This window comes from Streptomyces sp. H51 (assembly GCF_035656535.1).
Lineage (GTDB): Bacteria > Actinomycetota > Actinomycetes > Streptomycetales > Streptomycetaceae > Streptomyces.
The window spans coordinates 49,559-73,839 of record NZ_JAYMHD010000087.1; the positions used below are offsets into that span (position 1 = coordinate 49,559).

Consider the following 24,281-nt stretch of genomic DNA (forward strand, 5'->3'; position numbering starts at 1 on the left):
CGTCCCCTTGTCCCAGGTCGCCCTTCCGGCCCACGCCCGTCAGAGCTACGGGGACGGGGCCCAGCTTCCGGTACTCATGGAGTCAGGGACGTTCGCCGTGGACCCCGACCCCTGGGGAGGGCCGTGGCGGATGTGGGACGAGATCGATCCCAAGGAGGCGGAGGCGCGCGGCATCTACGCGCCGGTCCACGCCTTGTCCGACCGCGCGGCCGGGACGATCGTCATCGCGCCCGGCGATGTCCGCGGAACCCGGCTGATCCCCGAGAAGGGTGGGGGTGCCTGCTGCGGCCTCAACGGGGCCGACGGGCCCAACTCGGCCTGCGAGGCGTGCGACCTGCCCGTGGCGACCAGGGTCGACGACTGCTCGCTCTGGCAGTCCGTCTGGCTCTGCTCGGACGCCGTGCGCCGCGTCCCCGTCGGTGGTGAACCCGCTGCGCCGCTCTCCTGGGCGGAGCTGGCGGAGAGGGCGGAGAGCACGCCCCCGTTCGAGCCGATAGCCACATGGGGAGGCCGGGCGGGGTCGAGTCACTACTGGTCGTGGAGTCCGCGCTGGGAGGCGGCAGCCGGCCAGGCACTCGCCCACCTGCTGGTGGCCTCCGAAGGGCAGTCGGTGAAGGTTCCCGACGGTCTCACCGCGGACGTCTTCCAACGCGCGCTCGACGCTCTGCTGCCCGCGGGCCCGCCCACGCGGCGCGCCGTCCTGGCCGGACCAGGAGTCCCCTCCCCCGACGCGGGCCCCGACATCCTCCTCGTGCCGGTCCATCCCCAGACAGGTCAGACCTGGGCTCCCGTCGGCCCGACCGCATCGGCATACCGGGTCCCCCTGCCACTGGGGGTGTGGCTGCGGCTGGTCTCCCCCTCGCGGTACCTGCCGGTTCCCGCGTCGGGCGGCATCCCCCGGGACGTCCTCCGCGACGACCCGATCCCGCCGCGCCCCGCCTACCTGTTCCGGGTCGACCGGGGAACCTTCCGGCACACCTTGGTCCGGCTGCCGGCCGTTCGCAGCCCGTGGATGCGCACGATCCTGAAGAACCTCGCGCAGCGTGGATCGGCCGGCATCTTCTAGCTGGTGCTGCTGTCAATGCTTCGCGAAAATTGCCCCCCTCAGAGTCCGGGAATACTGACCCCGGTCTGCCAGGGCGGCCTTGCGGGAACCGCTCGGGATAGGGTTCAGCCGTGAGTCTTGAGCAACTTCGCGGCCAGTTCTACTGGTTGACGTCGGTCGTCCTTCGGACCGATCTTCATCCGAGCGAGGCTGTCATCGAGCTGAACTCGGAAAGCGCAGGTGCGACGCTTCGCCTTGAGGGCATCGTGCATGCCCGCGCCTGCCTTGCTGGCCCGGACTGCGACTTCGTGGACGAAATCACTGTGCGGGAACTGCCCCAGCACGGCCCCTGGCCGGCCGAGGCCCACCACCTTGTGCACCATCACGACAACCGCCGTGCACTGCAGTGGTTGACCATCATCGGTCCGAGTGAGGTGGAAATTCTCGCTGAACGGTTCAGCGAGGACTAGCGGTTCAGTCCTGTCCGGCACGGTCCTTCACGAGGAGTTCGCGTCCGTCTCCTGCACGTCGGGGTAGACGGACTTCTGCGCGCGCACCGTGACGTCGACGGTGGGCGAGTCGGCCAGGGCGTAGGGCGCCCGCAACCAGTTCCACCGCACGGCCGCGGCGATCCCGGCGACGACGAGTACGGCGCCGGTCAGCAGGAGGACTCGCTTTCTCATACGCACCTTCACCTCAGTACCGGTCGGGCTTGATGCGGATGATCGAGTAGTGGGTTCCCCCGATTGGAGCCCGTCAGGAGGAAGAACAGCACCTGCTCGTTCGCCACGGTCCACGTGCGCCGAGGACGGTGTGGCCGGGGAGCCGTCGGGCCGGGCGCCGCCCCGGCCCGGTAGGCACCGCGGAGGGCGGGACGGCCGGGCGGGTTCTCCGCACCGGCCATCCCATCAGATCTCCGGACCCCTGTGAGGGAGGACTCAGAGGAACGAGTTGATCTCGATCGTCTCGTCGCGGCCCGGGCCCACGCCGATCGCGGAGATCGGGGCGCCGGACATCTCCTCCAGCGCCTTCACGTACGCCTGGGCGTTCTTCGGCAGGTCGGTGAAGGTCTTCGCCTTGCTGATGTCCTCGGACCAGCCGGGGAGCATCTCGTAGACCGGCTTCGCGTGGTGGAAGTCCGACTGCGAGTACGGCAGCTCCTCGACCCGCTTGCCGTCGATCTCGTACGCCACGCAGACCGGGATCTGCTCCCAGCCGGTGAGGACGTCGAGCTTGGTGAGGAAGAAGTCGGTCAGGCCGTTGACCCGGGTCGCGTAGCGGGCGATCACCGCGTCGAACCAGCCGCAGCGGCGGTCGCGGCCCGTCGTGACGCCCCGCTCGCCGCCGATGCGGCGCAGCGCCGCGCCGTCCTCGTCGAGCAGTTCGGTCGGGAAGGGGCCGGCGCCGACTCGGGTGGTGTACGCCTTCAGGATGCCGATGACCCGGCTGATCTTCGTCGGTCCGACGCCGGCGCCGGTGCAGGCGCCGCCCGCGGTCGGGTTGGACGACGTGACGAAGGGGTACGTGCCGTGGTCGATGTCGAGGAGGGTGCCCTGACCGCCCTCGAACAGCACGACCTTGTCCTCCTCCAGCGCCTGGTTCAGGACCAGGACGGTGTCGGCGACGTACGGCGCGAGCTTCTCGGCGTAGCCGAGCAGTTCCTCGACCACCTGGCCGACGGCGATCGCGCGCCGGTTGTAGAGCTTGGTGAGGATCTGGTTCTTGATGTCGAGGGCCGCCTCCACCTTCTGGGTGAGGATCGACTCGTCGTACAGGTCCTGGACCCTGATGCCCACGCGGTTGATCTTGTCGGCGTAGGTCGGGCCGATGCCGCGGCCGGTGGTGCCGATCTTGCGCTTGCCGAGGAAGCGTTCCGTCACCTTGTCGACCGTCACGTTGTACGGCGTGATGACATGCGCGTTTCCGCTGATCAGGAGCTTGGACGTGTCGACGCCGCGCTCGTTCAGACCGCTCAGCTCGGAGAGCAGGACCGACGGGTCGACGACGACGCCGTTACCGATGACCGGCGTACAGCCGGGAGACAGGATTCCGGAAGGGAGGAGGTGCAGTGCGTACTTCTGGTCGCCGACGACGACCGTGTGGCCGGCGTTGTTGCCGCCCTGGTATCGCACTACGTAGTCCACCGAGCCACCGAGCAGGTCGGTCGCCTTTCCCTTGCCTTCGTCACCCCACTGAGCACCGAGCAGCACAAGTGCGGGCACGCGCGTACACCCCTTCCGGGCGGGGCATGTCCAAGGTCGGGGGCGTGGGCGTAAGGTTCACCGCCGCGTACCACCGCGACCGCCGTGGTCGCACAACCGTCGGACCGGATGCCCCGGAATAGACGAAGCCCCTGGCGCAATAGCGCAAGGGGCTCTTGCACAAAGATGCTACCCGAGGAAGCGAGGCAGGACCGAGGTGGCGACTTCAGCGACTTCCGATCAGCTGCTGGTGGTCATCGATCCGGTCGCCCGGCGGACCGACGGAGAGTCGGTCCGGATCGCGAAAGACGTGCTCAGCGCGGGTGCGTCGACGAAGCTGTGCCTTCCGGAGGGCCCCGAGGAGTTCGCCCGGGCGCTGCTGCGCAGGGGTTCGCGACGGCCGGTGGTGGTGGGTGACGACCGGGCGCTGATGCGGGCGGTGGCGGTGCTGCACCGGCAGCGGGAGCTGGCCGGATGCGTGCTGTCGGTGGTGCCGGTGGGCGGCGCGCTCTCCGTGGCGCGTTCCCTGGGCGTGCCGACGGGGGCGGTGGCGGCGGCGCGGGCGGTGCTGGACGGGACGGAGCGGCGGCTGGACCTGCTGGTCGACGACAGCGACGGGGTGGTGCTGGGCGCGCTGCGGATCCCGCCGGTGGTGCGGCAGCCGCCCGCCGCGGTCGCCGGGCACCCCTGGCTGCGGACCTGCCAGTCCCTGGTGCGGACCCTGGTGCCGGCCCGCCCGGCCCGTGAGACGTCCCTCCCGGCGCCGCGGGCCGCCCGGCTGCGGGTGGAGGTCGACGGGGTGACGCTGGTCGACCTGGACCAGCCGCTGGAGGCGGTGTCGGTGACGCCGGGCTGCACCGGGGTGGCCGAGGTGGAGGTGCGGCCGCTGTCGGTGGGCGCGGAGGCCTCGCCGCTGCGGTCGCAGGGCCGCACGGTGACCGTGTCCGGCGTGGACTTCCGCTACCGGGCGGACGCGGCGGTGGCGGGCCCGGTGCGCCGGCGGACGTGGACGGTGTGGGAGGGCGCCTGGCGGCTCACGGTGCCGGGGGCGGCGTAGCGGGAGGCTCGAAGCCGGCGGTGTCGAGGAGGCAGTCGAAGGGCCGCGGAAGGGGCAGTTTCTCGCCGAACGGCTTGGTGCAGCGGGACTCGTAGCCCTTGGCGGACGGGGTCGAGAGGACGGTGGCCTGCTTCTCCTGCATGTCGAGCAGCAGGTAGACGGGGATGCCCGCCCTTCCGTAGACGAGCACCTTGTCGGTGAGGTCGTCGTCCCGGGTGGAGGGGGAGGTCAGCTCGGCGACGAACGACAGGCCCTCGCCGTCGAGGTGGCTGCTCGTCGTCTCGAAGGTCCGCTCGTGGGCGGCGTGGATGTCGGGGCCGTACGCTCGCTCGTCACCCGGGAAGACGTACAGGAACGGGCCGTAACTGATGCGGTGCCCTTCGGGAAGGTGCGGCCGGAGCCGGTCGCAGACCAGCTCCATGACGCGGAGGTAGTACCCCTTCGACCACGGCGACAAGACGATGTTCCCCCTGATGATCTCGGCCTTGTAGCCGTCGGGCACGACCAGTTCGTCGAGGGCGTCGAGAAGCTCCTCGAAACCGTGGGGCTCGGTGCCGCTTGTCGTCGGTCGCTCACTCATCAAGGTCATGATGCGCCCTCCCTCTGCCGCAGACCAGCCGGAACGCAGAGTAGCCGATCGGTCACAAGGCAATGAAATCGCCCCGTCACTCTCCGTACAGCTTCTCGCGGTGGACGCGCCAGCGTTCCATCATCTCGGCGATGTCCTGCTCGACGAACTCGAAGAACGCGAGGGTCTCGGCGAGCCGGCGGCCCGCCGGGGTCTCGGCGCCGAGGCTGGTCACCCCCTCGCGCATGGCGTCCTCCCAGCGCTTGATGATCGCCTCCCGGTTGGTGAGCGCCTGGTACCACTGGTCGCTGTGCACCCGGTAGCGCTCCCGCCGGGAGCCGGGCTCCCGCTCGCGGGAGAGCATGTGGACCTGCGCCAGGTAGCGCACCGCCCCGGACACCGCCGCGGGGCTGATCTGCAACTGCTCGCCGAGTTCCGCCGAGGTCAGGGCGCCGTCGTCGGAGGCGAGCAGCGCGGCGAAGACCCGGGCGGGCATGCGCGGCAGCCCCGCCTCCACCAGTTGCGCCGCGAAGTGCTCGACAAAACGCGAGACCCCTTCAGGGTCTCGCTCCGTCGCATTCGGGGTCGCGTTCGGGATCGCGCCAGGGACCGCCTTCGAGTAGTCCGTCATCCTCTTAGCTTACCGGGCATTCAGACCATTCTGTATCTTCACAAATTTCTGAAGGTAGCGTATCTTCTGAAGCATGACGAAGGCCATCACCGTCTCCGGACTGCACAAGTCGTTCGGCAAGACCCACGCCCTGGACGGGCTAGACCTGGAAGTGGCGACCGGCGAGGTCCACGGGTTCCTCGGCCCGAACGGCGCCGGCAAGTCCACCACCATCCGCATCCTCCTCGGCCTGCTGCGCGCCGACTCCGGCGCCGCGCAGGTGCTGGGCCGCGACCCGTGGCGGGATGCCGTGGAGGTGCACCGCCGCATCGCGTACGTCCCCGGTGACGTGACCCTGTGGCGCAACCTCTCCGGCGGTGAGGTCATCGACCTCTACGGCCGTCTGCGCGGGGGGCTGGACGCGCGGCGTCGCGCCGAGCTGATCGAGCGCTTCGAGCTGGACCCCACGAAGAAGGGCCGCGCCTACTCCAAGGGCAACCGGCAGAAGGTCGCCCTGGTCGCCGCCTTCGCCTCGGACGTCGACCTGCTCGTCCTGGACGAGCCGACGTCCGGCCTCGACCCGCTGATGGAGGAGGTCTTCCAGAGCTGCGTCCGGGAGGAGCGCGACCGCGGCCGGACCGTCCTGCTGTCGTCGCACATCCTCAGCGAGGTCGAGGAACTCTGCGACCGGGTGAGCATCATCCGCAAGGGCAGCACCGTGGAGAGCGGTTCGCTCACCGAGCTGCGCCACCTCACCCGCACCAGCGTGACCGCCGAACTCGCGGGCCCTCCCAACGGGCTGGCGCACCTGCCCGGCGTGCACGACCTCGACGTCCAGGGCCGCCGGGTCCGCCTCCAGGTCGACAGCGACAAACTGGACGGCGTGCTCAAGCAGTTGAGCGAGTCGGGTGTGCGGTCCCTGACCTCGACCCCGCCCACGCTGGAAGAGCTGTTCCTGCGGCACTACCAGGACGAGGTGTCCCGATGACCACTCTCGCGGTACGGGCGCCGGGCGGCGGCTCCCGCCAACTGGCGGGCACCGGAACCCTGTTGCGCTTCGCGCTGCGCCGCGACCGGGTGATGATCCCGGCCTGGGTCGCGGTCAACGCGATGATGATCCTCTCCATGCCGAACACCCTGAAGGGCCTGTACGGCACCGCGGCCGAACGCGCCGACCTGGTCCGCCAGATCACGACCAACACCTCCTTCCGCGCGCTGACCGGCCCGGTCTTCGACACCTCCATCGGCGCGCTGACGGCATGGCGCGCCGGCGCCTACGCGGGCCTGCTCGCGGCGGCGACCAGCCTGCTCGTCGTCGTACGGCACACCCGGGACGAGGAGGAGAGCGGACGCCAGGAGCTGATCGCGTCGGGGATGGTGGGCCGGCGGGCCCCGCTGACGGCGTCCCTGCTCGCGGCGGCGGTCGCGAACGGTGTCCTGGCGCTGCTGGTCGCGGGCGGTCTCGCGAGCCAGGGAGCCTCCGGCGCCCTGGCGTTCGGCCTCGGCCTCGCGGGCGTCGGCATGGTCTTCGCCACCTTCGCGGCGATCGTCGCCCAGCTGACCGAGAGCGCGCGGCTCGCCCGCGGGCTGACCTCGGCGGCCCTGGGCGCGGCCTTCGTGCTGCGCGCGGCGGGCGACTCGGCGACCGACGACGGCTCGTCGGTGCTGACGTGGCTGTCGCCGCTGGGCTGGCTGGAGAACCTGCGGTCCTTCGCCGATGAACGGTGGTGGGTGCTGCTGGTGTTCGTGCTGGCGGCCGCCGTGCAGGCCGCGGTCGCCTACGAACTGGCCGGCCGCCGCGACATCGGCATGAGCTTCCTGCCGACCCGGCCGGGGCCGGCGCAGGGCCGGATGGGCACCGCCGCGGCCCTCGCCTGGCGGCTGCAGCGCGGCAGCCTGCTGGGCTGGAGCATCGCCTTCTTCCTCGCCGGGGTCGTCTACGGCGGGCTGACGGACGGTGTGGCCGACCTCATCGGCGACAACCAGGGCGCCCGCGACATCTTCGAGCGCATGGGCGGCCAGTCCGGGCTGACGGACGCCTTCCTGGCGTCGATGATCGGGATGCTGGGGCTGGTGGCGTCCCTGTACATCGTCGCCTCCGTGCTGCGCCTGAACAGCGAGGAGACCTCCGGCCGGGCGGAACCCGTCCTGGCGAACGCCGTGGGCCGGCTGCGCTGGGCCACCGGCCACCTGCTCGTCGCCTTCGGCGGCTCCGCCCTGATCATGCTCATCGCCGGGCTCGGCTTCATCGCCGGCTACGGCAAGGAGGCCGGACCGATCCTCGGCGCCTGCCTCGTGCAGCTCCCGGCGGTGTGGGTGATCGGCGGACTGGCGGTCCTGCTGTACGGGGTGCTGCCGCGGGCCGCGATGGCGGCCTGGGGTGTCGCGGGCGCGGTCCTGCTGATCGGCTGGGTCGGCCCGGCGCTGGACGCGCCGCAGGCGGTGCTGAACCTCTCCCCCTTCGGCCACCTTCCGAAGCTGCCGGGCGCCGACATGGAGTGGGCGCCGGTACTGATCCTGCTCGCCCTCGCGGTGGCCCTGCTGGCAGCGGGCCTGGCAGGCCTGCGACGCCGCGACATGACGTCCTGAACCGCCTCGGGGCCCGGGGCGGTTCAGGACGCCCCGGGCCCCGAGGCCTGCCCGGCCGCTGTACCGCTTGTGCCTCCCGGTGCGCGTCCGACGCCGGGAGGCACAAGCAGTAAGCCGTCAGGCGACTTCCACTCGCAGGGCTTTCAGGCCGCGGATGACGAAGTTGGGTTTGCGTTCCGGTTCCGCCGCCAGGGTCAGGGTCGGGGCCTGTTCCAGCAGGGCCCGCATCGATGCCGCCAGCTCGATGCGGGCCAGCGGCGCGCCGATGCAGTAGTGGATCCCGGCGCTGAAGGAGATGTGCGGGTTGTCCCGGCGGGTGATGTCCAGCGTCTCCGGCGCGGCGAAGACCTCCGGATCGTGGTTGGCGGAGCCGAAGAGCATGGCGATCTCCGCGCCCCGCGGGATCGTCGTGCCGTCGATCTCGATCTCGTCCAAAACCCAGCGCTCGAACAGCTGGAGCGGGGTGTCGAAGCGCATCAGCTCCTCGACCGCCGACGGGACCAGGGAGTGGTCCGCGCGCAGCGCCGCCAGCTGGCCGGGGTCGCGCAGCAGCGCCCACCAGCCGTTGACCGTGGCGTTCACCGTGGCCTCGTGGCCGGCGTTCAGCAGCAGCACCGCGGTGGAGATCATCTCCTGTTCCGTCAGCCGGTCGCCCTCGTCGTGCGCCGCGATCAGCCCGGAGATCAGGTCGTCGCCGGGGTGCTCGCGGCGCTCGGCGATCAGGTCCCGCAGGTAGTCGGAGAACTCGACGGACGCCCGCACCGCCCGGCGCGCCGTCTCCTCGGCCGGGTTCAGCTCGTACATCCCGCAGATGTCCGCCGACCAGGGGCGCAGCAGCGCCCGGTCCGCCTCCGGAATGCCCAGCATCTCCGCGATCACCGCCACCGGCAGCGGCTCCGCCACGTCCGTCAGCAGGTCGCCGCCGCCCGCCGCCACCAGGCCGGACACCAGCTCACCGGCCAGCCGCTCGACGTACGGGCGCAGTGACTCCACCGTGCGCGGGGTGAACGCCTTCGACACCAGCCGCCTGATCCGGGTGTGGTCCGGCGGTTCCAGGTCGAGCATGCCGTGGTCGTTGAGCACGTGGAACGGCTCGTGCTCCGGCGGGGGCGGCGTGCGGCCGAACTCCTCGTGACCGAAGCGGTGCAGGTAGGTCCGGCCCAGGCGCCGGTCCCGCAGCAGCGCCGAGACGTCCGCGTGGTGCGGCACCAGCCACTGGTCGCTGGGCTCGTAGTAGTGCACGCGGCCCCGGGCGCGCAGTTCGGCGTAGGCGGGGTAGGGGTCGGCGACGAACGCCGGGTCCCACGGGTCGAAGGCTGCCATACGGCGACGCTAACCCGGCCGCCCCGCGCTGACCAGGGGCGCCCGGACAGCCGCACCGGGACCCGCTCAGCCCGGCGTGACCAGCCTCGCCTCGTACGCGAACACCGCCGCCTGCGTACGGTCCCTGAGACCCAGTTTCACCAGGATGCGGCTGACGTGCGTCTTGATCGTCGACTCGGCGACCACCAGCCGCCCGGCGATCTCCGCGTTGGACAGCCCATGCGCGATGAGCACCAGCACCTCCGTCTCCCGTTCCGTCAGCTCGCCGTAGGCCGCGTGCGCGGACGACAACGGCCGCGGGGCCTCGGACAGCTTCGAGAACTCGGTGATCAGCCGCCTGGTCACCGACGGTGCGAGCAGCGCCTCACCGGACGCCACCACCCTTACGCCTTCCGCGAGTCGACGGGCCGAGGCGTCCTTGAGGAGGAAGCCGGACGCGCCCGCCCGCAGCGCCTGGTACACGTACTCGTCCAGGTCGAAGGTGGTCAGCACCAGCACCTTCGCCGCGCCGTCCGCGGCGACGATCTCCCGCGTCGCCTCGATGCCGTTCATCTCGGGCATGCGGATGTCCATCAGCACCACGTCCGGGGCCAGTTCGCGCACCCGGTCCACCGCCTCGCGCCCGTTGACGGCCTCGCCGACGACCTCGATGTCCGGCATCGCGTTCAGCAGCACCGAGAAGCCCTCGCGCACCATCATCTGGTCGTCCGCGACCAGGACCCGGATGGTCATGCTCCGTCCTCGGTGACCTGGGCGACCGGCAGGAACACCGTCACCTCGTAGCCTCCGTCGTCCGACGGCCCCGCGGTCATCTCGCCGTCCAGCATGGAGACCCGCTCGCGCATGCCGGTGACGCCGTGTCCCGCGCCGGGCGAGGGCTTGACCAGCGACGGCTCGGGCGGCGGGCCGTTGACCACGCGCAGCCCCAGGCCGCCCAGCACGTAGCCGATCTCCACCCGGGCGCCCGCACCGGGCGCGTGGCGCAGCACGTTGCTCAGCGCCTCCTGCACGATGCGGTACGCCGACAGTTCCACGCCCTGCGGCAGTTCGCGCACCGCGCCGGTGACCGCCTTCTCCACGTTCAGACCCGCGTCCCGCACATTGGCGAGGAGTGCGTCCAGGTCGGCGAGGGTGGGCTGCGGGGCGTCCGGAGCCTGGTAGTCCTCGGCGCGGACCACGCCCAGGACGCGGCGCAGTTCGGCCAGCGCCGCCACCGCGTTCTCCCGGATCGTCGCGAACGCCTGCTCCAGCTCCGGCGGCGGGTTCTCCACCCGGTACGGGGCGGCCTCCGCCTGGATGGCGACGACCGACATGTGGTGGGCGACCACGTCGTGCAGCTCACGGGCGATGGTCGTGCGCTCCTCCAGCAGCGTGCGCCGGGAACGCTCGTGCTCGGTCACCGTCTGCTGGGCGGTCACCTCCCGCACCGCCTGCCGGCGCACCTGGAGGACGGCCACGGCCAGCAGCACCAGCGCGGAGACGACCAGCAGCGGTCCGGTGGCCGACGTGTAGGGCGAGCCGAACAACGCCTCGGCGCCGAACCCGTACACCGCGGTCAGCAGCCACATCCACGCCGCCGTACGCGGCCTGGTGCGCAGCGCCACGACCGTCAGCACGACCAGGTGGCAGACGATGCTGCCCGGCTGCCACGGCCAGCCGCCCCCGCCGTTGACGAACAGATCGGAGAACGGGGCGGCGGCGAGCGAGCACCAGAACGCGCCGACCGGCCGCAGCAGCGTCAGCAGGACCGGGCCGAGCGCCAGCACGGCCCCCAGCAGCGGGCCGAGGCCGCCCCCGACGCCCGCCGAGACCACGGCGAGGGCCGCCGTCAGCAGTCCGGCGGCCACCACCAGGGCGTGCGGCGTCCAGACCGCGTACTCCCGCCGGATGCGCGCGGGCAGCCGCCTGGTCAGCGGGCCGTCGACGGCCATGGGGGGCAGCGGGCGGTAGGCGAAGGCGTCGTGGAACAGGTCCTGTCGCAGCCCGCGCAGGGCGTCCGCGGCCAGCCGGAACTCCGCACTGCGGGGCCCGCCCGCGCCCGGAGCCGGCTGCGTCTGCGTCGATGTCGTCTCGGTCACGCCGCACACGGTAGGCGGGGCCGGCGAGCGCCGTCGTCCCCTGTGAGAAGGGTCCTGCCCGGTCCTTCTCAGGTACTACGGGAGGCGGCGGACGCGGTCGGCGCCGAGGGCGGCCACCGGGTGCCCGCCGGTTCCGGAGGCAGTCGGGCGGTCGCCGACGTCCGCGTCACCACGCCAGCTGGGCGATCTCCTCCGCCACCACCGCGCAGGCGTCCGCCGCCGGGTCGATCAGCGGGAAGTGGCCGACGTCCTCCAGGAGCGTGAGGCCCACCACCTCGCCGGCCTTCGCCGCCGCGTCCGCGTAGGACTCGGCGACCGCCTGTGGCACGTCGACGTCGGTGCGGCCCTGGACCAGCGTGGTCGCGATGCCGGTGGGCAGCAGCAGCGCCGGGTCGGCGTACGGGCGGCGCTCGGCGAACGCGTCGTCGCCACCCAGGAACTGGCGCGCGGCGCCGCCGCACACGTCCAGCTTGTCGGCGACCTCGAAGTCGGCGATCGGGGCGAGGGCGACCACGCCGCGCAGCGGCGCGGGACGGTCGGTGCGCCAGGGGGCGTCGTCGGGCAGCAGGTGCCGCGCCGCGGCCCACAGGGCGAGGTGCCCGCCGGCCGAGTGGCCGGTGACCACCGTGCGCCGCGGGTCGGCCTGCGGCAGCGCCTCGCGCACCAGCCGGGGCAGCGCGTCCAGCGCCGCCGCCACGTCGTCGAACGTCTCGGGCCACCGCCCGGCGGCGGAGCCGCCGCCCGCCTCGCCCCTGCGGTACTCGACGCTGGCCACCGCGAAGCCCCGGCGGGCCAGGAAGGCCGCGAACGGGGAGATGTGACGGCGGTCGTACGGCGCCCGCCAGGCACCGCCGTGCACCACGGCGACCAGCGGGGCGGGAGAGCCGGGGACCTGCTCGCGGCGCGGGGCGTAGAAGTCGATCACCTGATCGGGGTGGTCACCGTACGCGGCGGTGGCGTCGGGATCGACCGCCGGGTGCGAGAAGGCCGACTCCTCTTCCGCGGCGGCACGGGATGCTGCGGACGCGTCCGGCATGCTCCAACCTCTCAGCGACGATGGGGTTGCCCCCAGGCTTTCGGCGCCGGGGGAGGTTTTGACGGACCAGGTGGGGTTCGGCCGTTGGCGGGGACGGTATCAGGCCGGTGACATGGGCGGACACCGGGATGTGACGCCCGGTCAGGGATGCACGGATCTGTCCCGTCCCGTCCGCCGCCGAACGGCCTCCGGGACCGGCCCGGACGCGTCGGAACCGGCCCGGACCGACCCCGGCCGGCCGGCCGGCCGGACCCCGGTGCGCCCCGGCCGCCCGGACCCCGGTGCGCCCCGGCCGCCCGGACTCCGGTGCGCCCCGGCCGGCCGGACCCCGACGAGCCAGGACCGGCCCCGTCGGCCGCTACGCCAGCACCTCTCCCAGCACCCGGGCCGCCCGCTCCACGTCCCCGAACCCGACGTACAGCGGCGTGAAGCCGAAACGCAGCACGTCCGGGTGCCGGAAGTCGCCCACGACCCCGCGCTCCACCAGCCTTTTCATCGCGTCACCGGCGATGGGGGCACCTCCCGCTCGAGCGAAGTCGAGAGTGGGGGAACAGCGCAGCGCGACCTGGCTGCCGCGCTCCTCGTGGCGCACCGGCGTCAGGGACTCCACCCGGCCCGGCGCGACGTACTCCGCCACGCACCGCAGGAAGAAGTCGGTCAGCGCGAGGGACTTGGCCCGCACCGCCTCGATCCGTACCCCGTCCCAGACCTCCAGCGCCGCCTCCAGGGCGAGCATGGACAGGATGTCGGGGGTGCCGACGCGGCCGCGCACGGCGCCGGGGGCCGGCGCGTAGTCCGGCCGCATGCCGAAGGGCTCCGCGTGGGAGTTCCAGCCGGGCAGCGGCGAGTCGAAGCGGTCCTGCAACTCCCGGCGCACATACAGGTAGGCGGGCGAACCCGGGCCGCCGTTGAGGTACTTGTACGTGCAGCCGACCGCCAGGTCGACGCCGTGCTCGTCCAGCCCGACCGGCAGCGCGCCCGCGCTGTGGCACAGGTCCCAGACCGCGACGGCGCCCGCCGCGTGCACGGCCGCGGTCAGCGCCGGCAGGTCGTGCAGCCGTCCGGTGCGGTAGTCGACGTGGTTGAGCAGCACGGCGGCCGTACGGTCGGACAGCGCCGCCGGCACGTCCGCGGGCGCCACCGGGCGGAGCGTGCGCCCGGTCAGCCGCGCCGCCGAACCGGCGATGTAGCCGTCGGTGGGGAAGGTCGTCGCGTCGACCAGGATCTCGTCCCGGGCCTCACCGGCCAGCCGCACCGCCCCCACCAGGGCCTTGAAGACGTTCACGCTGGTCGAGTCGCCGACGACGATCTGTCCCGGCGCCGCCCCGACCAGCGGGGCGATCCGGTCGCCGATCCGTTCCGGCGCCGTCCACCAGCCGCTCTCCTCCCAGGACCGGATGCGCAGCTCGCCCCACTGCCGCCGCACGACGTCGTCCAGCCGCCCGGGGACGGTCACCGGCAGCGCGCCGAGCGAGTTGCCGTCCAGGTAGACGGTGTCGTCGGCGTCCTCCAGCACGAACCGCCCGCGCAGCGCCGCCAGTTCGTCGGCGGCATCCAACTCGGCTGCATGAGACGTGAGTTCAGACATGAGACCGCGCCGTCCACAGCTCGGGGAAGACGTTCTTCTGCGCGCGCTTCTCCAGCCACGCCACCCCGGCCGAGCCACCGGTGCCGGGCTTCGCGCCCATCGCGCGGCGGGTGGCGACCAGATGGTCGTTGCGCCAGCGCCACACCAGCTCCGCCACGTCGGACAACGCCTCGCCGAGCCGGGCGAGTTCGTCGCTCTCGTCGCCGGAGTAGACCGCGGCCCAGGCGGCCTCCACGGCCTCGGACGGCTCGTAGCGCAGCGAGACGTCGCGGTCCAGCACCGCGCCGGGGATCGCGTGGCCGTGCCGGGCGAGCAGCCGCAGCACCTCGTCGTACAGGCTCGGCTCGTGCAGCGCCTTCTCCAGTTCGGCGTGGACGCGGGGCGCGCCGCGGTGCGGCACCAGCATCGACGCGGACTTCTCGCCGAGCAGGAACTCCATCCGGCGGTACATCGCCGACTGGAAGCCGGACCCCTCGCCCAGGGCGCCGCGGTAGGAGTTGAACTGCGCGGGCGTGAGCTGCCCGAGCGGCTTCCAGGAGGCGTTCAGCGCCTCCAGCTCCCGTACGGACCGCTTCAGCGCGGCGATCGCGGTCGGGACGTCGTCGCCGCGCAGGGCGCGGGCCGCGGTCTCCCACTCGTGGACGATGACGGTGAACCACAGCTCCATGACCTGGGTCGTGACCAGGAAGACCATCTCTCCGGGATCGTCGGAGAGGGTGTGCTGGAGGTGGGTGAGCACGTCCGCCTTGACGTAGTCCTCGTACGGCGTCGTACCTGCGAAGTCGAGATGCGGGGTCTCGGGCGCGTGGGCCTCGTGTGACATCGCTGTCTCCTGTTGTTGCTCCGGGTAGCGGTCCGCCCCTGCCGTTACCGACACGGGGGCCCCGGTCCCCGCCGGGCATCTTCTTCGATGGTCCGCCGAAAAGGCAAGGTCCGCCTGAACGCCGAAAAGGCAAGGCCCGCCTGAACGGGTCAGGCGGGCCGGGCGAGGGCCGGACGGGTCAGCCCAGGGTCTGGGCGGCCGCCGGCGAGGAGTCCTTCAGGAACTGGGTGCAGCGCTCGTACTCCTCCTGCTCGCCGATCGCCTGCGCGGCGCGGGCGAGGGCGTGCAGGGCGCGCAGGAAGCCGCGGTTCGGCTCGTGCTCCCAAGGCACCGGCCCGTGCCCCTTCCAGCCGGCCCGGCGCAGCGCGTCCAGGCCCCGGTGGTAGCCCGTGCGGGCGTACGCGTACGACTCCACGACGCTGCCCCGCTCGAACGCCTCGTCGGCCAGCTGGGCCCAGGCCAGCGACGACGTCGGGTACTTGGCGGCTACGTCGGCGGACGCGGTGCCGCTCGCCAGCAGCTCACGCGGCTCCGGGTCGTCGGGGAGGCGGGTCGGGGGCGGACCCCCGAGAAGGTTCTCGTGAATGGCCATGCCCCCCAGTCTGCGCCATCGGCCCCCGGCGCGACCCGGCGGCCGGCGCGCGGCGCGGGTGTCCGCTCCCCCGCCCGCCCTCCCCCGGCGGAGCGGTGACGGAACCGTGCGGCACGACGGCCACCGTTCGGGCACGCGAGAGCCCGGCGCCGTGGGTGGGCGCCGGGCTCTCGGGGAGGTACCGCCGGGGGTTACTTGATCTTGGTGCCGGTCGAGCGCAGGTTGGCGCAGGCCTCGACGACGCGCGCCGCCATGCCCGCCTCGGCCAGCTTGCCCCAGGTGCGCGGGTCGTAGGTCTTCTTGGAGCCGACCTCGCCGTCGACCTTCAGGACGCCGTCGTAGTTGCGGAACATGTGGTCCGCGACCGGACGCGTGAAGGCGTACTGGGTGTCCGTGTCGATGTTCATCTTCACCACGCCGTTCTCCAGCGCGGTCGCGATCTCCTGCTCGGTGGAGCCGGAGCCGCCGTGGAAGACGAAGTCGAACGGCGACGCCTTGCCGAACTTGGCGGCGACGCCGTCGGCCAGCTCCTTCAGCAGCTCCGGACGCAGCACCACGTTGCCCGGCTTGTACACGCCGTGCACGTTGCCGAAGGAGGCGGCCAGCAGGTAGCGGCCCTTCTCGCCCAGGCCCAGGGCCTCGGCGGTGCGGATCGCGTCGTCGACCGTGGTGTAGAGGGAGTCGTTGATCTCGTGGGAGACGCCGTCCTCCTCGCCGCCGGTCGGGGTGATCTCGACCTCGAGGATGATCTTCGCGGCGCGGGCGCGCTCCAGCAGCTCCTGGGCGATGGCCAGGTTGTCGGCGAGGGTCTCCGCGGAGCCGTCCCACATGTGGGACTGGAACAGCGGGTTCTGACCGGCCTTGACCCGCTCCTCGGAGACCGCCAGCAGCGGACGCACGTACCCGTCGAGCTTGTCCTTGGGGCAGTGGTCGGTGTGCAGGGCCACCGTGACGTCGTACTTCTTGGCGACGATGTGCGCGAACTCGGCCAGGGCCACCGCGCCGGTGACCATGTCCTTGTTGTGCTGGCCGCCCAGGAACTCGGCGCCACCCGTGGAGATCTGGATGATGCCGTCGCTCTCCGCCTCCGCGAAACCGCGCAGGGCCGCGTGCAGGGTCTGGGAGGAGGTCACGTTGATGGCCGGGTAGGCGAACTTTCCTGCCTTCGCCCGGTCCAGCATCTCGTTGTAGACCTCGGGAGTTGCGATGGGCATGTGTCCGCTCCTTGACTGTGCGGGTTGCGTTCTGCGTACTACGGCCCTGACCTAGACCTAGGGGGTGACGTCGTCGTCGTCCCCATCTTTCCAGACATGAGCCGGTGATCCAGCCCCGGACGCCGGGCGCACCGGCCGGGCGGGGCCGGGCCGGCCGTCAGTCCAGCCCCAGCTCGTCCTTGGAGTAGGCGAAGAGGTACGGCACGCCCGCCCCCTGCTGGATCTTCTCGGCGGCGCCGGTCGCCCGGTCGACGATCGTGGCGACGGCGACGACCTCGGCGCCCGCCTCGCGCACCGCCTCGACCGCGGCCAGCGGGGAGCCGCCGGTGGTGGAGGTGTCCTCGACGACGAGGACCCGGCGGCCCGCGATGTCCGGACCCTCCACCCGCCGCTGCAGACCGTGCGCCTTGGCCGCCTTGCGGACCACGAAGGCGTCCAGCCGCCTGCCGCGCGCGGCGGCCGCGTGCAGCATGGCACCCGCGACCGGGTCGGCGCCCATGGTCAGGCCGCCCACCGCGTCGAAGTCGAGGTCCGCGGTCAGGTCCAGCAGCACCTGGCCCACCAGCGGGGCGGCCTCGCCGTCGAGGGTGACACGGCGCAGGTCTACGTAGTAGTCGGCCTCCAGACCCGACGACAGGGTCACCTTGCCGTGCACCACGGCCTTGTCCTTGATCTGCTGCAGCAGCGCGGCTCTCACATCGCTCATGTCGGCCAGCTTAAGCGGGGCGCCAGGTCCAGGTGGTCGCGGCTTCCAGCGGCTGGAGCGGGGTGACCAGGCGGGGCAGGGTGTTCAGCCCGTCGGGCGGGCCGGTCTGCGGCTCGACGCAGACGGCGGCCTCCTGCTCGTCGTAGAGCACGACCCATTCCTCCCGGCTGGTCACCTTCAGCTCCAGCCGGCCGGGCCAGGTGAGGGTGACGTCGACGCCGCCGGGCATCCCGAAGCAGTCGTCCCACGGGCCCGGGCGCGGGTCGACGCGGTTGCCGGTGGGCAGGTGGTCGGGGCCGCGCTCCTCCTGCCAGGCGGGCGTGAAGTCGACGCGCGCGTCGGCGCCGTCCAGGCTGCGGTTGAACCACGGGTGCCAGCCGATCTGGGCCGGGAAGGACGACTCGTAGGTCTCCACGGACATGGTCAGCGTCAGGGCGTCGGGGGCGAGGGCGATCACCTGGGTGACGCGGCCGGAGTAGGGCCACGGCTCGGTCAGGTCGTAGGTGAGGACGGCCTCGTCCCCGGTGACGCGGGCGGTGCGCCAGGCGCCGTCGCGTGCGGTGCCGTGGATGGCGTTCGGCGGGGCGTTGAGCGGCATCTGGTGGACGGTGGCGCCGTCCCGGAACCGGCCGTCCCTGATCCGGCCGCACCAGGGGACCATCGGGAAGCAGCCGTAGCGCTCGCCCTGGCGGAGCAGTTCCGTCCCGCCCACGCGCAGTCCCCCGACCCGGCCGCCGTTGGCCGGCTGCACGGTCACCTCCGCGTCGCCCGCGGTCAGCGTGATGTCGTCGTTGCTCACGACCACGACCCTACTGGGGTGATCGCGCCCCCGTAGGCGTCTCAGTGACGCCTGCGCAACGCCCGGCCCAGCACGATGGCCGACGCCAGCACGACGGCCGCCGCGGGGGCCGCCCAGCGCAGCGCCGAGCCCTCGGCGACGGTCTGCGGGGCGGGCACGGGGGCGTAGCGTCCGCGGGGCGGCGCGTGGTCGACCTCCTCCGCGCTGCGGCCGATCATCGTCCGGCGGGCGTGGGCCGCCTCGGCGGGGGGCTCGGCGGGGGGCTCGGCGGCCTCGGCGAAGCCGTCGGACACCTCGGAGACGCCGGGGGCGGGCAGCGGGCGGTCCGCGTCCGTGTCCCCGGCCCCGCTCTCCGCCTCGATCCCCTGGTCCTCCTCGTGCTCCTCGCGGTCCTCGTCCTGGTCGGGGGCGAGGGAAGGCGGCGGGACCTCGACGTCGAAGACGGACGGCCGCGGTTCCTCCGCCGCGGCCAGGTTCTCCGCGAAACGGTTCAGCAGCCGGGTCACGGCGGCCGCGACCGACTCGGCCGGCAGTTCCGTGACGCGGCCGTCCGCGGCGGCCGTCCCCTCGAACGACAGCGCCGAGCCGTCGCCCGCGTCCCGGACGCGGAGGGTGAGGGCGAGCCTGACCGTGCCGGTGCCGCGGCTCTCGGTGGCCTCGCCCTCGGCGGCGTAGGAACCGTCGTCCCGCGCGGTGACGCGCACGGAGCCGCGATAGGTGACGGAGTGGCTGCCGACGCGCACCTTCAGCCGCCCGGCGACGAGCTCGCTGCCGGCGTCCTGCTGGAGCCCGGGAATGGCCCGGGCCACCTGCGCGGGATCAGCGAGGGCGTCCCTCAGCCGCTGGGCCGGAACCGGAACGAACACCTCATGCTCCATGGAAGCGGAGCCTACCCAGGAGGCCGGGTCCTGCACCCCGGTCGAGCGAAAACGACCGCCCTCCAGGAGACCTCAGGAGGCGCTCCCCGGCGTCACCAGACCCGTCTCGTAGGCCACGACCACCGCCTGTGCCCTGCTGGCCAGTCCCAGCTTGGTCATGGTGCGGTTGAGGTGGGTCTTGACCGTGGCCTCGCTGATGAACAGCCGGTCGGCGGCCTCCCCGTTGGTCAGGCCCCGGGCGACGAGCCGGAGCACCTCCTGTTCGCGCGCCGTCAGGGCCGCCAGGCCGGGTGCCGCCGCGCCGGGCGGGCCGTCGGCCGTGCGGGTGAACGCCTCCACCAGGCGCCGGGTGACGGCGGGGGCGAACAGGGCGTCGCCGCCGTGCACCGCGGCCACCGCCGCGAGGAGGCGCTCGGGCCCGGCGTCCTTCAGCAGGAAGCCGGAGGCGCCGGCGCGCAGGGCGCCGTAGACGTAGTCGTCGAGGTCGAAGGTGGTCAGCACGAGGACGCGGGGGGCCGGGTCGGACGCCTCGGCGAGGATGCGCCGGGTCGCCTCGATGCCGTTCGTGCCGGGCATACGGATGTCCATCAGCACCACGTCGGGGCGGGTCTTCGCGGCCAGCGCGACCGCCTCCGCGCCGTCGGCGGCCTCGCCCGCGACCTCCATGCCGGGGGCGGCACGCAGCAGGGCGACCAGTCCGCTGCGCACCAGGAACTGGTCGTCGACGACGAGCACCCGGATCGGGCGGGCCTCGTCACCGGTGAAGGTGTCGGTCATTCCGCGACGGCGTCCCCACGGCGTGCGGTGCGTGCCGGCGTCGGCAGGGTCAGTCGCACGCCGAATCCCCCCTCGCTGCGCGGGCCGACGACGATCGTCCCGCCGTAGAGCTTGGCCCGCTCCCGCATCCCGATCAAGCCATGGCCACCCTGCTCGTTCGATGTGGCCGGATCCACCCCCCTCCCGTCGTCGGTGACCGACACCGTCACCTCGCCCGAGCGGTAGGCGAGTTCGACGCCGGCCCGGGCGCCGGGGGCGTGCTTGAGGACGTTGGTCAGGGCCTCCTGGACCACGCGGTAGAGGCAGAGCTGCACGCCGGAGGGCAGGGGCCGCGGCTCGCCCGTGACGCGGAGGTCCACCGGGACGCCGCCCGCCCGCACCCGGTCCACCATCTCCGCCAGTTGGTCCAGGCCGGGGGCGGGCCCGCGGTCGGCGCCCTGGACGCCGTCGGCACGCAACAGCCCCAGCATGCGGCGCAATTCGGCCAGTGCCTCGCCGCTCGCGCCCTCGATGGTGTCGAGCGCCTCGCGCGCGGTGCGGGCGTCGGAGGTGAAGACGAAGCGGGCCAGGCCCGCCTGGACGTTGATGACGGCCATGTGGTGGGCGACGACGTCGTGCAGTTCGCGGGCGATGCGCACCCGCTCCTCGGCGACCTCGCGGCGGGCCCGTTCGGCCTGTTCGGCGCGCAGGTGCCGGGTCAGTTCGGCCGACCTGCGGGCGAGGTAGCCGAAGCGCCACAGCACCAGGGGCCAGGCGAAGGCCTGAGCCAGGACGGACGCCATGGAGCTGCCGTCGGTCACCAGCCCGGCGTAGATCCAGAGGGCGGCCATCAGCGCGGCGCAGGACGCGGTGGTGCGGGTGGGGCGCAGGGACGCCACCGTGTAGAGGGCGAGCATGGGGCCGAAGGAGCCGACCACGGGCCAGTAGCCGAGCGAGACGTAGACGGCCATGACCGCGTGGACGAACAGGCAGAGGGCCAGCGGAGCCCTGGTACGCCAGACGAGGGGCAGGTCGGCCAGGGCGATGAGCGTCCAGGCGAGCGGGTCGAGCGCGTCCCACCCCTGGGCGACGGCCTCCCTGCCGAGCAGGACGGCCACGATGGTCAGGGCCGTGGCGATCAGGCCGTCGGCCAGGAGGGGGCGGATCCGCATTGCCGCAGGGTAGCCGCGGGGTGCGGACGGGGCGTCAGTCCGCTGCGGTACCGCGGAAGTTGTAGGAACCGCGCGGTTACCGCAGGAGTTGGGCCGCGGATCCACCTTCGGCGGGATTCGGCCGGGGGCCGCGGACCCGTAGCTTCTCGGTGCGGGTCGCAGGGGGGTGACCAACGGGGGAGCCCCGCCTGGCGGCCGGAAGGGACATCTGACATGGCACTGCGTACCAAGGTCGTCTCGCTCGCCGTCGTCGCCGCCGTGGGCGGGGCTCTCGCCCTCACCGCCTCGCCGGCGTCGGCCAGCATCGCCCAGGGCTACGTCTCCGGGGCGGGCAACACGACGGACGACTGGGGCGACGAGGGCACCCTCTCCGCCTCCAGCCACTCGCACAGCAACGCCACCGCGCTGGTGCAGCAGGTCCTGTGGGCCGAGGGCGTCAAGGAGCAGAACGGCACGGCGTTCGACTGGTCCGACATCGACGGGAAGTACGGCCCGAACACCACCTACGCGGTCAAGCAGTTCCAGAAGTTGCTGAACCGCGTCCGCGGGGCGGGCCTGACCGTGGACGGCAAGGCGGGCCCGAAGACGCTCGGCGCCGCCGATTACTACCTCGTCGACAACGGCAACGGCACGGTCACCTACATCGGCAGCAAGCACCTCGTGACGTTCAAGCGCAGCGGCGGCAAGTACTCGCTGAAGGTGAACAACAGCCGCGGCTGGAAGGTCGCCTCGTACAACACGCTGAACGTCGTCTGATCCACGACGGCACGACGGGGGGAAGCGCGGCGGTCCGTCCCTGTCCCGGGGGGAGGGACGGACCGCCCGCGCACGCGTGCCGCTCAGTACGCGTACCGGGGGTGCACCAGCGTCGACGGGCGCAGGCCGCCGACCCGGGTGCGGGCCGCCGCCCGCGCGTCCGCCGCCAGGCGGGCGGGGGTGAGGGTGCGCGGGCGCGGGGCGCCGGGATCCAGGCCGAGCCGTGGGGCCGTACGGGCGGCCAGGACGAACCCCCAGTCGCGCGCGGGGCCGGAAGGGCCCGTGGAGCGGTCGGGGCCCGCGGCGGAGCCGGGGTCGTGGCCGGCGACGCGGTAGGCGGCGGTGCGCAGTCCGGCGGCGCGGATCGTGGCGTCCACCGTCCAGAACACGCGCGGCCGGGTGGCGACCGGGCCGGCGTGGACCACCAGGCGGCCGCCGGGCGCGAGCACACGGCGGGCCAGCCCGTAGAACTCCTGCGCGTACAGCTTCGTGCTCGCCGTGATGCCCGGGTCGGGCAGGTCGCAGATCACCACGTCGTACGCCGCCCGGGGGGCGCCGCGCAGGCGGCGGAAGACGTCCTCGGTCCGCGCGTGCACCCGCGGATCGTCGTAGACGTGGCCGCCCAGGGCCGACAGGGCCGGGTCGTGGCGGGCCAGCCGCAGGACGGCGGCGTCGGGTTCGACGACGTCCAGCCGGCGCACGCCCGGATGGCGCAGCACCTCGCGCGCGGCCAGCCCGTCGCCGCCGCCGAGGACGAGCACGCGCGCGTGCGGGCCGTTCATCGCGGGGTGGACCAGTGCCTCGTGGTAGCGCCGCTCGTCGCGGCCGCCGGCGCGCAGCCGGCCGTCGAGGAAGAGGGCGAGGGGGCGGCCGTGGGTGCCGCCGGTGAGGACGAGCTCCTGGCTGCCGGTCCGCAGGGCCACGCGCACGTCGTCGCCGTACACCGCGTGCCGGGCGGCGGTCTCGAAGTCGCCGACGAGTACGGCCGCGGAGGCGAGGACGCCGAGCACGGCGACGTCGGCGGCCAGCAGCAGCCGGCGGGCGCGGCGGCTGAGGTCGCCGCGGAACAGACCGAGGACCAGGGCGCCGCCGGCGACAACGTTGACCGTGCCGGTGATCAGGGCGCCGGTCAGCTGGCCCAGCAGCGGCAGCAGCAGGAACGGAAAGGCCAGGCCGCCGACGAGGGCGCCGACGTAGTCGGCGGCGAAGAGGTCGGCCACCGCGCCGCCCAGGTCCTGCCGCCGGATGCGCTGGATCAGCTCCATCAGCAGCGGGACCTCGGCGCCGATCAGCAGGCCGATGGTGAGGGAGAAGACGACCAGGAGGCAGCTGGGTCCGCTCGCCCACAGCCCGCCCCAGGCGCCGGTCCAGGCGAAGGCGGCGTACAGCGCCATCGCGCTGCAGCCGCCGACGAGCGCGAGCACGGCCTCGATCGCGCCGAAGCCGGCCGCGGCGTGCCGGCGCAGTCTCTTCGCCGCGAGCGAGCCGATGCCCATCGCGAAGACCATGACCGACAGCACGACGGACGCCTGGGTGACCGAGTCGCCGGTCAGGTACGAGGCGAGGGCGACGAGTTCGAGTTCGTACACGAGCCCGCAGGCCGCGCAGACGAAGGCGCACGCCAGGACCAGGAACCGTCCCGTCCGCGGCGGGACGGGCAGCCGCGCCGGTGCCGCCCAGGGGAGCGGCAGCGGGCGGCGGGGCGGGGCCGGGGCGTGCTGTTCGATCACGACTGCGACGTTACGTCACGGAGCGGTCACGCTTTGTCACCCACACGTGTGGAACCACCGTCCGCCGCGCTTCACACGTTCGCGTCAGGCCCAGGACGGGCTGCGGGCGGCGAGCCGGGCGGCCGGTGTCCGCACCCCGACCCGGGTCCGGGTCGCCACCAGTTGCCCGTCCTGCGGATAGGCGTGCCAGGTCCGCCAGTGCACCTGCCCCTCGTGGTGGCGGGCGAGCATCGCGGTGAACGCGTGCGGACTGCCCGGGAAGACGCCGGCGAGGCCGTGCGGGTGGTCGGAGACCAGGGCCAGCAACTCCTGGGCGCGGCCCGCGAAGGAGCCGGGCGAGAGGACCTCGACCCGGGCGGCGAACTCGTACTCCCAGTCGTCGACGCGCTTGGCGACACCCAGCGGCAGCGGCGTGCTGCTGCCCGCGATGCAGGCGACCGTCTCCGAGCAGTGGCCCCGCGCCTCCTCCAGGAGCACTTGGTGCGAGGCGCCGAGGAGTCTCAACTGGAGCTTGGCGCCCGTGAGTTCGAGATCGAGCGTGGCCAGCGCCGGAAGCGGCTCGCGCCCCAGGGCCCAGGCGAGGTCGGCCGCGGACGTGTCGGTGTAGGCGGTGTTCAGGGTCGTGAGCATGGATCGGCTCCGCAAGCACGCAAACAGGAGGTCTGGGTCCGGCGCACGCCGGCCGGCACCGGGAGACCGGACCGGCCGGCCCGGTCGGGACGTCGGGAGGATGTGCACGGGACGTCCGAGGGCCGCGTTG

At 73.0% G+C, this 24,281-nt stretch carries 25 protein-coding genes; 6 read left to right on the top strand and 19 right to left on the bottom strand.

The features are described from left to right. Positions 1-76: 76 nt before the first annotated feature. Positions 77-1,066, top strand: coding sequence for a hypothetical protein (locus VKA29_RS33895; protein ID WP_324789879.1), 990 nt, complete (start codon positions 77-79; stop codon positions 1,064-1,066). A 110-nt stretch (positions 1,067-1,176) separates the two neighbouring features. Further along, a complete protein-coding gene (locus tag VKA29_RS33900; RefSeq protein WP_324789880.1) occupies positions 1,177-1,515 on the top strand; it encodes a hypothetical protein in 339 nt (112 codons plus the stop codon). A gap of 27 nt (positions 1,516-1,542) precedes the next feature. Here the strand turns inward: VKA29_RS33900 and VKA29_RS33905 are convergent, their stop codons facing one another. Next, complete coding sequence (locus tag VKA29_RS33905) at positions 1,543-1,728, bottom strand: hypothetical protein (RefSeq protein ID WP_324789881.1); 186 nt, start codon at positions 1,726-1,728, stop codon at positions 1,543-1,545. A 255-nt stretch (positions 1,729-1,983) separates the two neighbouring features. After that, positions 1,984-3,267 carry an adenylosuccinate synthase gene (locus tag VKA29_RS33910; protein ID WP_324789882.1) on the bottom strand — a complete coding sequence of 428 codons (1,284 nt, stop codon included), beginning with the start codon at positions 3,265-3,267 and terminating at the stop codon, positions 1,984-1,986. 196 nt (positions 3,268-3,463) lie between these two features. On the opposite strand from VKA29_RS33910, the gene VKA29_RS33915 reads away from it, so the two are divergent. Then, on the top strand, positions 3,464-4,303 hold the full coding sequence (locus VKA29_RS33915) for a diacylglycerol kinase family protein (protein WP_324789883.1): 840 nt from the start codon (positions 3,464-3,466) through the stop codon (positions 4,301-4,303). On the opposite strand, the gene VKA29_RS33920 is transcribed toward VKA29_RS33915, so the two are convergent. Together VKA29_RS33920 and VKA29_RS33925 are read right to left on the bottom strand one after the other, a co-directional pair. Continuing rightward, entirely contained in the window at positions 4,281-4,892 is a 612-nt protein-coding gene (locus VKA29_RS33920) for a Uma2 family endonuclease (protein ID WP_324789884.1), read from the bottom strand. The two genes, VKA29_RS33915 and VKA29_RS33920, sit on opposite strands and share 23 nt — an antisense overlap. A gap of 76 nt (positions 4,893-4,968) precedes the next feature. Then, positions 4,969-5,502 carry a GbsR/MarR family transcriptional regulator gene (locus VKA29_RS33925; protein WP_324789885.1) on the bottom strand — a complete coding sequence of 178 codons (534 nt, stop codon included), beginning with the start codon at positions 5,500-5,502 and terminating at the stop codon, positions 4,969-4,971. A 73-nt stretch (positions 5,503-5,575) separates the two neighbouring features. On the opposite strand from VKA29_RS33925, the gene VKA29_RS33930 reads away from it, so the two are divergent. Both VKA29_RS33930 and VKA29_RS33935 read left to right on the top strand, forming a co-directional pair. After that, a complete protein-coding gene (locus VKA29_RS33930) occupies positions 5,576-6,469 on the top strand; it encodes an ABC transporter ATP-binding protein (RefSeq protein WP_324789886.1) in 894 nt (297 codons plus the stop codon). After that, complete coding sequence (locus VKA29_RS33935; protein WP_324789887.1) at positions 6,466-8,070, top strand: ABC transporter permease; 1,605 nt, start codon at positions 6,466-6,468, stop codon at positions 8,068-8,070. The genes VKA29_RS33930 and VKA29_RS33935 overlap by 4 nt, the downstream gene beginning before the upstream one ends. Positions 8,071-8,187: 117 nt before the next feature. On the opposite strand, the gene VKA29_RS33940 is transcribed toward VKA29_RS33935, so the two are convergent. The 13 genes from VKA29_RS33940 to VKA29_RS34000 all read right to left on the bottom strand — a co-directional run bounded on the left by VKA29_RS33940 (position 8,188) and on the right by VKA29_RS34000 (position 21,035). After that, positions 8,188-9,393, bottom strand: coding sequence for a cytochrome P450 (locus VKA29_RS33940; protein ID WP_324789888.1), 1,206 nt, complete (start codon positions 9,391-9,393; stop codon positions 8,188-8,190). 66 nt (positions 9,394-9,459) lie between these two features. After that, a complete protein-coding gene (locus VKA29_RS33945) occupies positions 9,460-10,125 on the bottom strand; it encodes a response regulator transcription factor (RefSeq protein WP_324789889.1) in 666 nt (221 codons plus the stop codon). After that, a complete protein-coding gene (locus tag VKA29_RS33950) occupies positions 10,122-11,471 on the bottom strand; it encodes a sensor histidine kinase (RefSeq protein ID WP_324789890.1) in 1,350 nt (449 codons plus the stop codon). Before VKA29_RS33950 ends, VKA29_RS33945 begins: the two co-directional genes overlap by 4 nt. A gap of 166 nt (positions 11,472-11,637) precedes the next feature. After that, positions 11,638-12,507 carry an alpha/beta hydrolase gene (locus tag VKA29_RS33955; RefSeq protein WP_324789891.1) on the bottom strand — a complete coding sequence of 290 codons (870 nt, stop codon included), beginning with the start codon at positions 12,505-12,507 and terminating at the stop codon, positions 11,638-11,640. Between the two features lie 358 nt (positions 12,508-12,865). Continuing rightward, entirely contained in the window at positions 12,866-14,095 is a 1,230-nt protein-coding gene (gene kynU, locus VKA29_RS33960) for a kynureninase (protein ID WP_324789892.1), read from the bottom strand. Then, the gene (locus VKA29_RS33965; RefSeq protein ID WP_324789893.1) at positions 14,088-14,918 is read right to left on the bottom strand and encodes a tryptophan 2,3-dioxygenase family protein; all 831 of its coding nucleotides are present in this window, start codon (positions 14,916-14,918) and stop codon (positions 14,088-14,090) included. The genes kynU and VKA29_RS33965 overlap by 8 nt, the downstream gene beginning before the upstream one ends. Positions 14,919-15,096: 178 nt before the next feature. Further along, a complete protein-coding gene (locus VKA29_RS33970) occupies positions 15,097-15,510 on the bottom strand; it encodes a DUF3151 domain-containing protein (RefSeq protein ID WP_324789894.1) in 414 nt (137 codons plus the stop codon). 191 nt (positions 15,511-15,701) lie between these two features. Continuing rightward, entirely contained in the window at positions 15,702-16,724 is a 1,023-nt protein-coding gene (gene fbaA, locus VKA29_RS33975) for a class II fructose-bisphosphate aldolase (protein ID WP_324789895.1), read from the bottom strand. 157 nt (positions 16,725-16,881) lie between these two features. Further along, positions 16,882-17,430: an orotate phosphoribosyltransferase gene (gene pyrE, locus VKA29_RS33980; RefSeq protein ID WP_324789896.1), complete on the bottom strand. Its 549-nt coding sequence runs from the start codon at positions 17,428-17,430 to the stop codon at positions 16,882-16,884. Between the two features lie 10 nt (positions 17,431-17,440). Continuing rightward, a complete protein-coding gene (locus tag VKA29_RS33985; RefSeq protein ID WP_324789897.1) occupies positions 17,441-18,229 on the bottom strand; it encodes an aldose 1-epimerase in 789 nt (262 codons plus the stop codon). A 41-nt stretch (positions 18,230-18,270) separates the two neighbouring features. Next, a complete protein-coding gene (locus tag VKA29_RS33990) occupies positions 18,271-19,107 on the bottom strand; it encodes an SRPBCC domain-containing protein (RefSeq protein WP_324789898.1) in 837 nt (278 codons plus the stop codon). 72 nt (positions 19,108-19,179) lie between these two features. Then, positions 19,180-19,884, bottom strand: coding sequence for a response regulator transcription factor (locus VKA29_RS33995; RefSeq protein WP_324789899.1), 705 nt, complete (start codon positions 19,882-19,884; stop codon positions 19,180-19,182). Next, on the bottom strand, positions 19,881-21,035 hold the full coding sequence (locus VKA29_RS34000) for a sensor histidine kinase (protein ID WP_324789900.1): 1,155 nt from the start codon (positions 21,033-21,035) through the stop codon (positions 19,881-19,883). The genes VKA29_RS33995 and VKA29_RS34000 overlap by 4 nt, the downstream gene beginning before the upstream one ends. A 213-nt stretch (positions 21,036-21,248) precedes the next feature. Between VKA29_RS34000 and VKA29_RS34005 the strand changes: the two genes are divergently transcribed. Continuing rightward, positions 21,249-21,791 (top strand): peptidoglycan-binding domain-containing protein, encoded by a 543-nt coding sequence (locus VKA29_RS34005; RefSeq protein ID WP_324789901.1) that lies wholly within the window; start codon positions 21,249-21,251, stop codon positions 21,789-21,791. A gap of 83 nt (positions 21,792-21,874) precedes the next feature. Here the strand turns inward: VKA29_RS34005 and VKA29_RS34010 are convergent, their stop codons facing one another. Both VKA29_RS34010 and VKA29_RS34015 read right to left on the bottom strand, forming a co-directional pair. After that, the gene (locus VKA29_RS34010; protein WP_324789902.1) at positions 21,875-23,521 is read right to left on the bottom strand and encodes a polyamine aminopropyltransferase; all 1,647 of its coding nucleotides are present in this window, start codon (positions 23,519-23,521) and stop codon (positions 21,875-21,877) included. A gap of 84 nt (positions 23,522-23,605) precedes the next feature. Beyond that, on the bottom strand, positions 23,606-24,151 hold the full coding sequence (locus tag VKA29_RS34015; RefSeq protein WP_324789903.1) for a DUF2617 family protein: 546 nt from the start codon (positions 24,149-24,151) through the stop codon (positions 23,606-23,608). Positions 24,152-24,281: the final 130 nt, after the last annotated feature.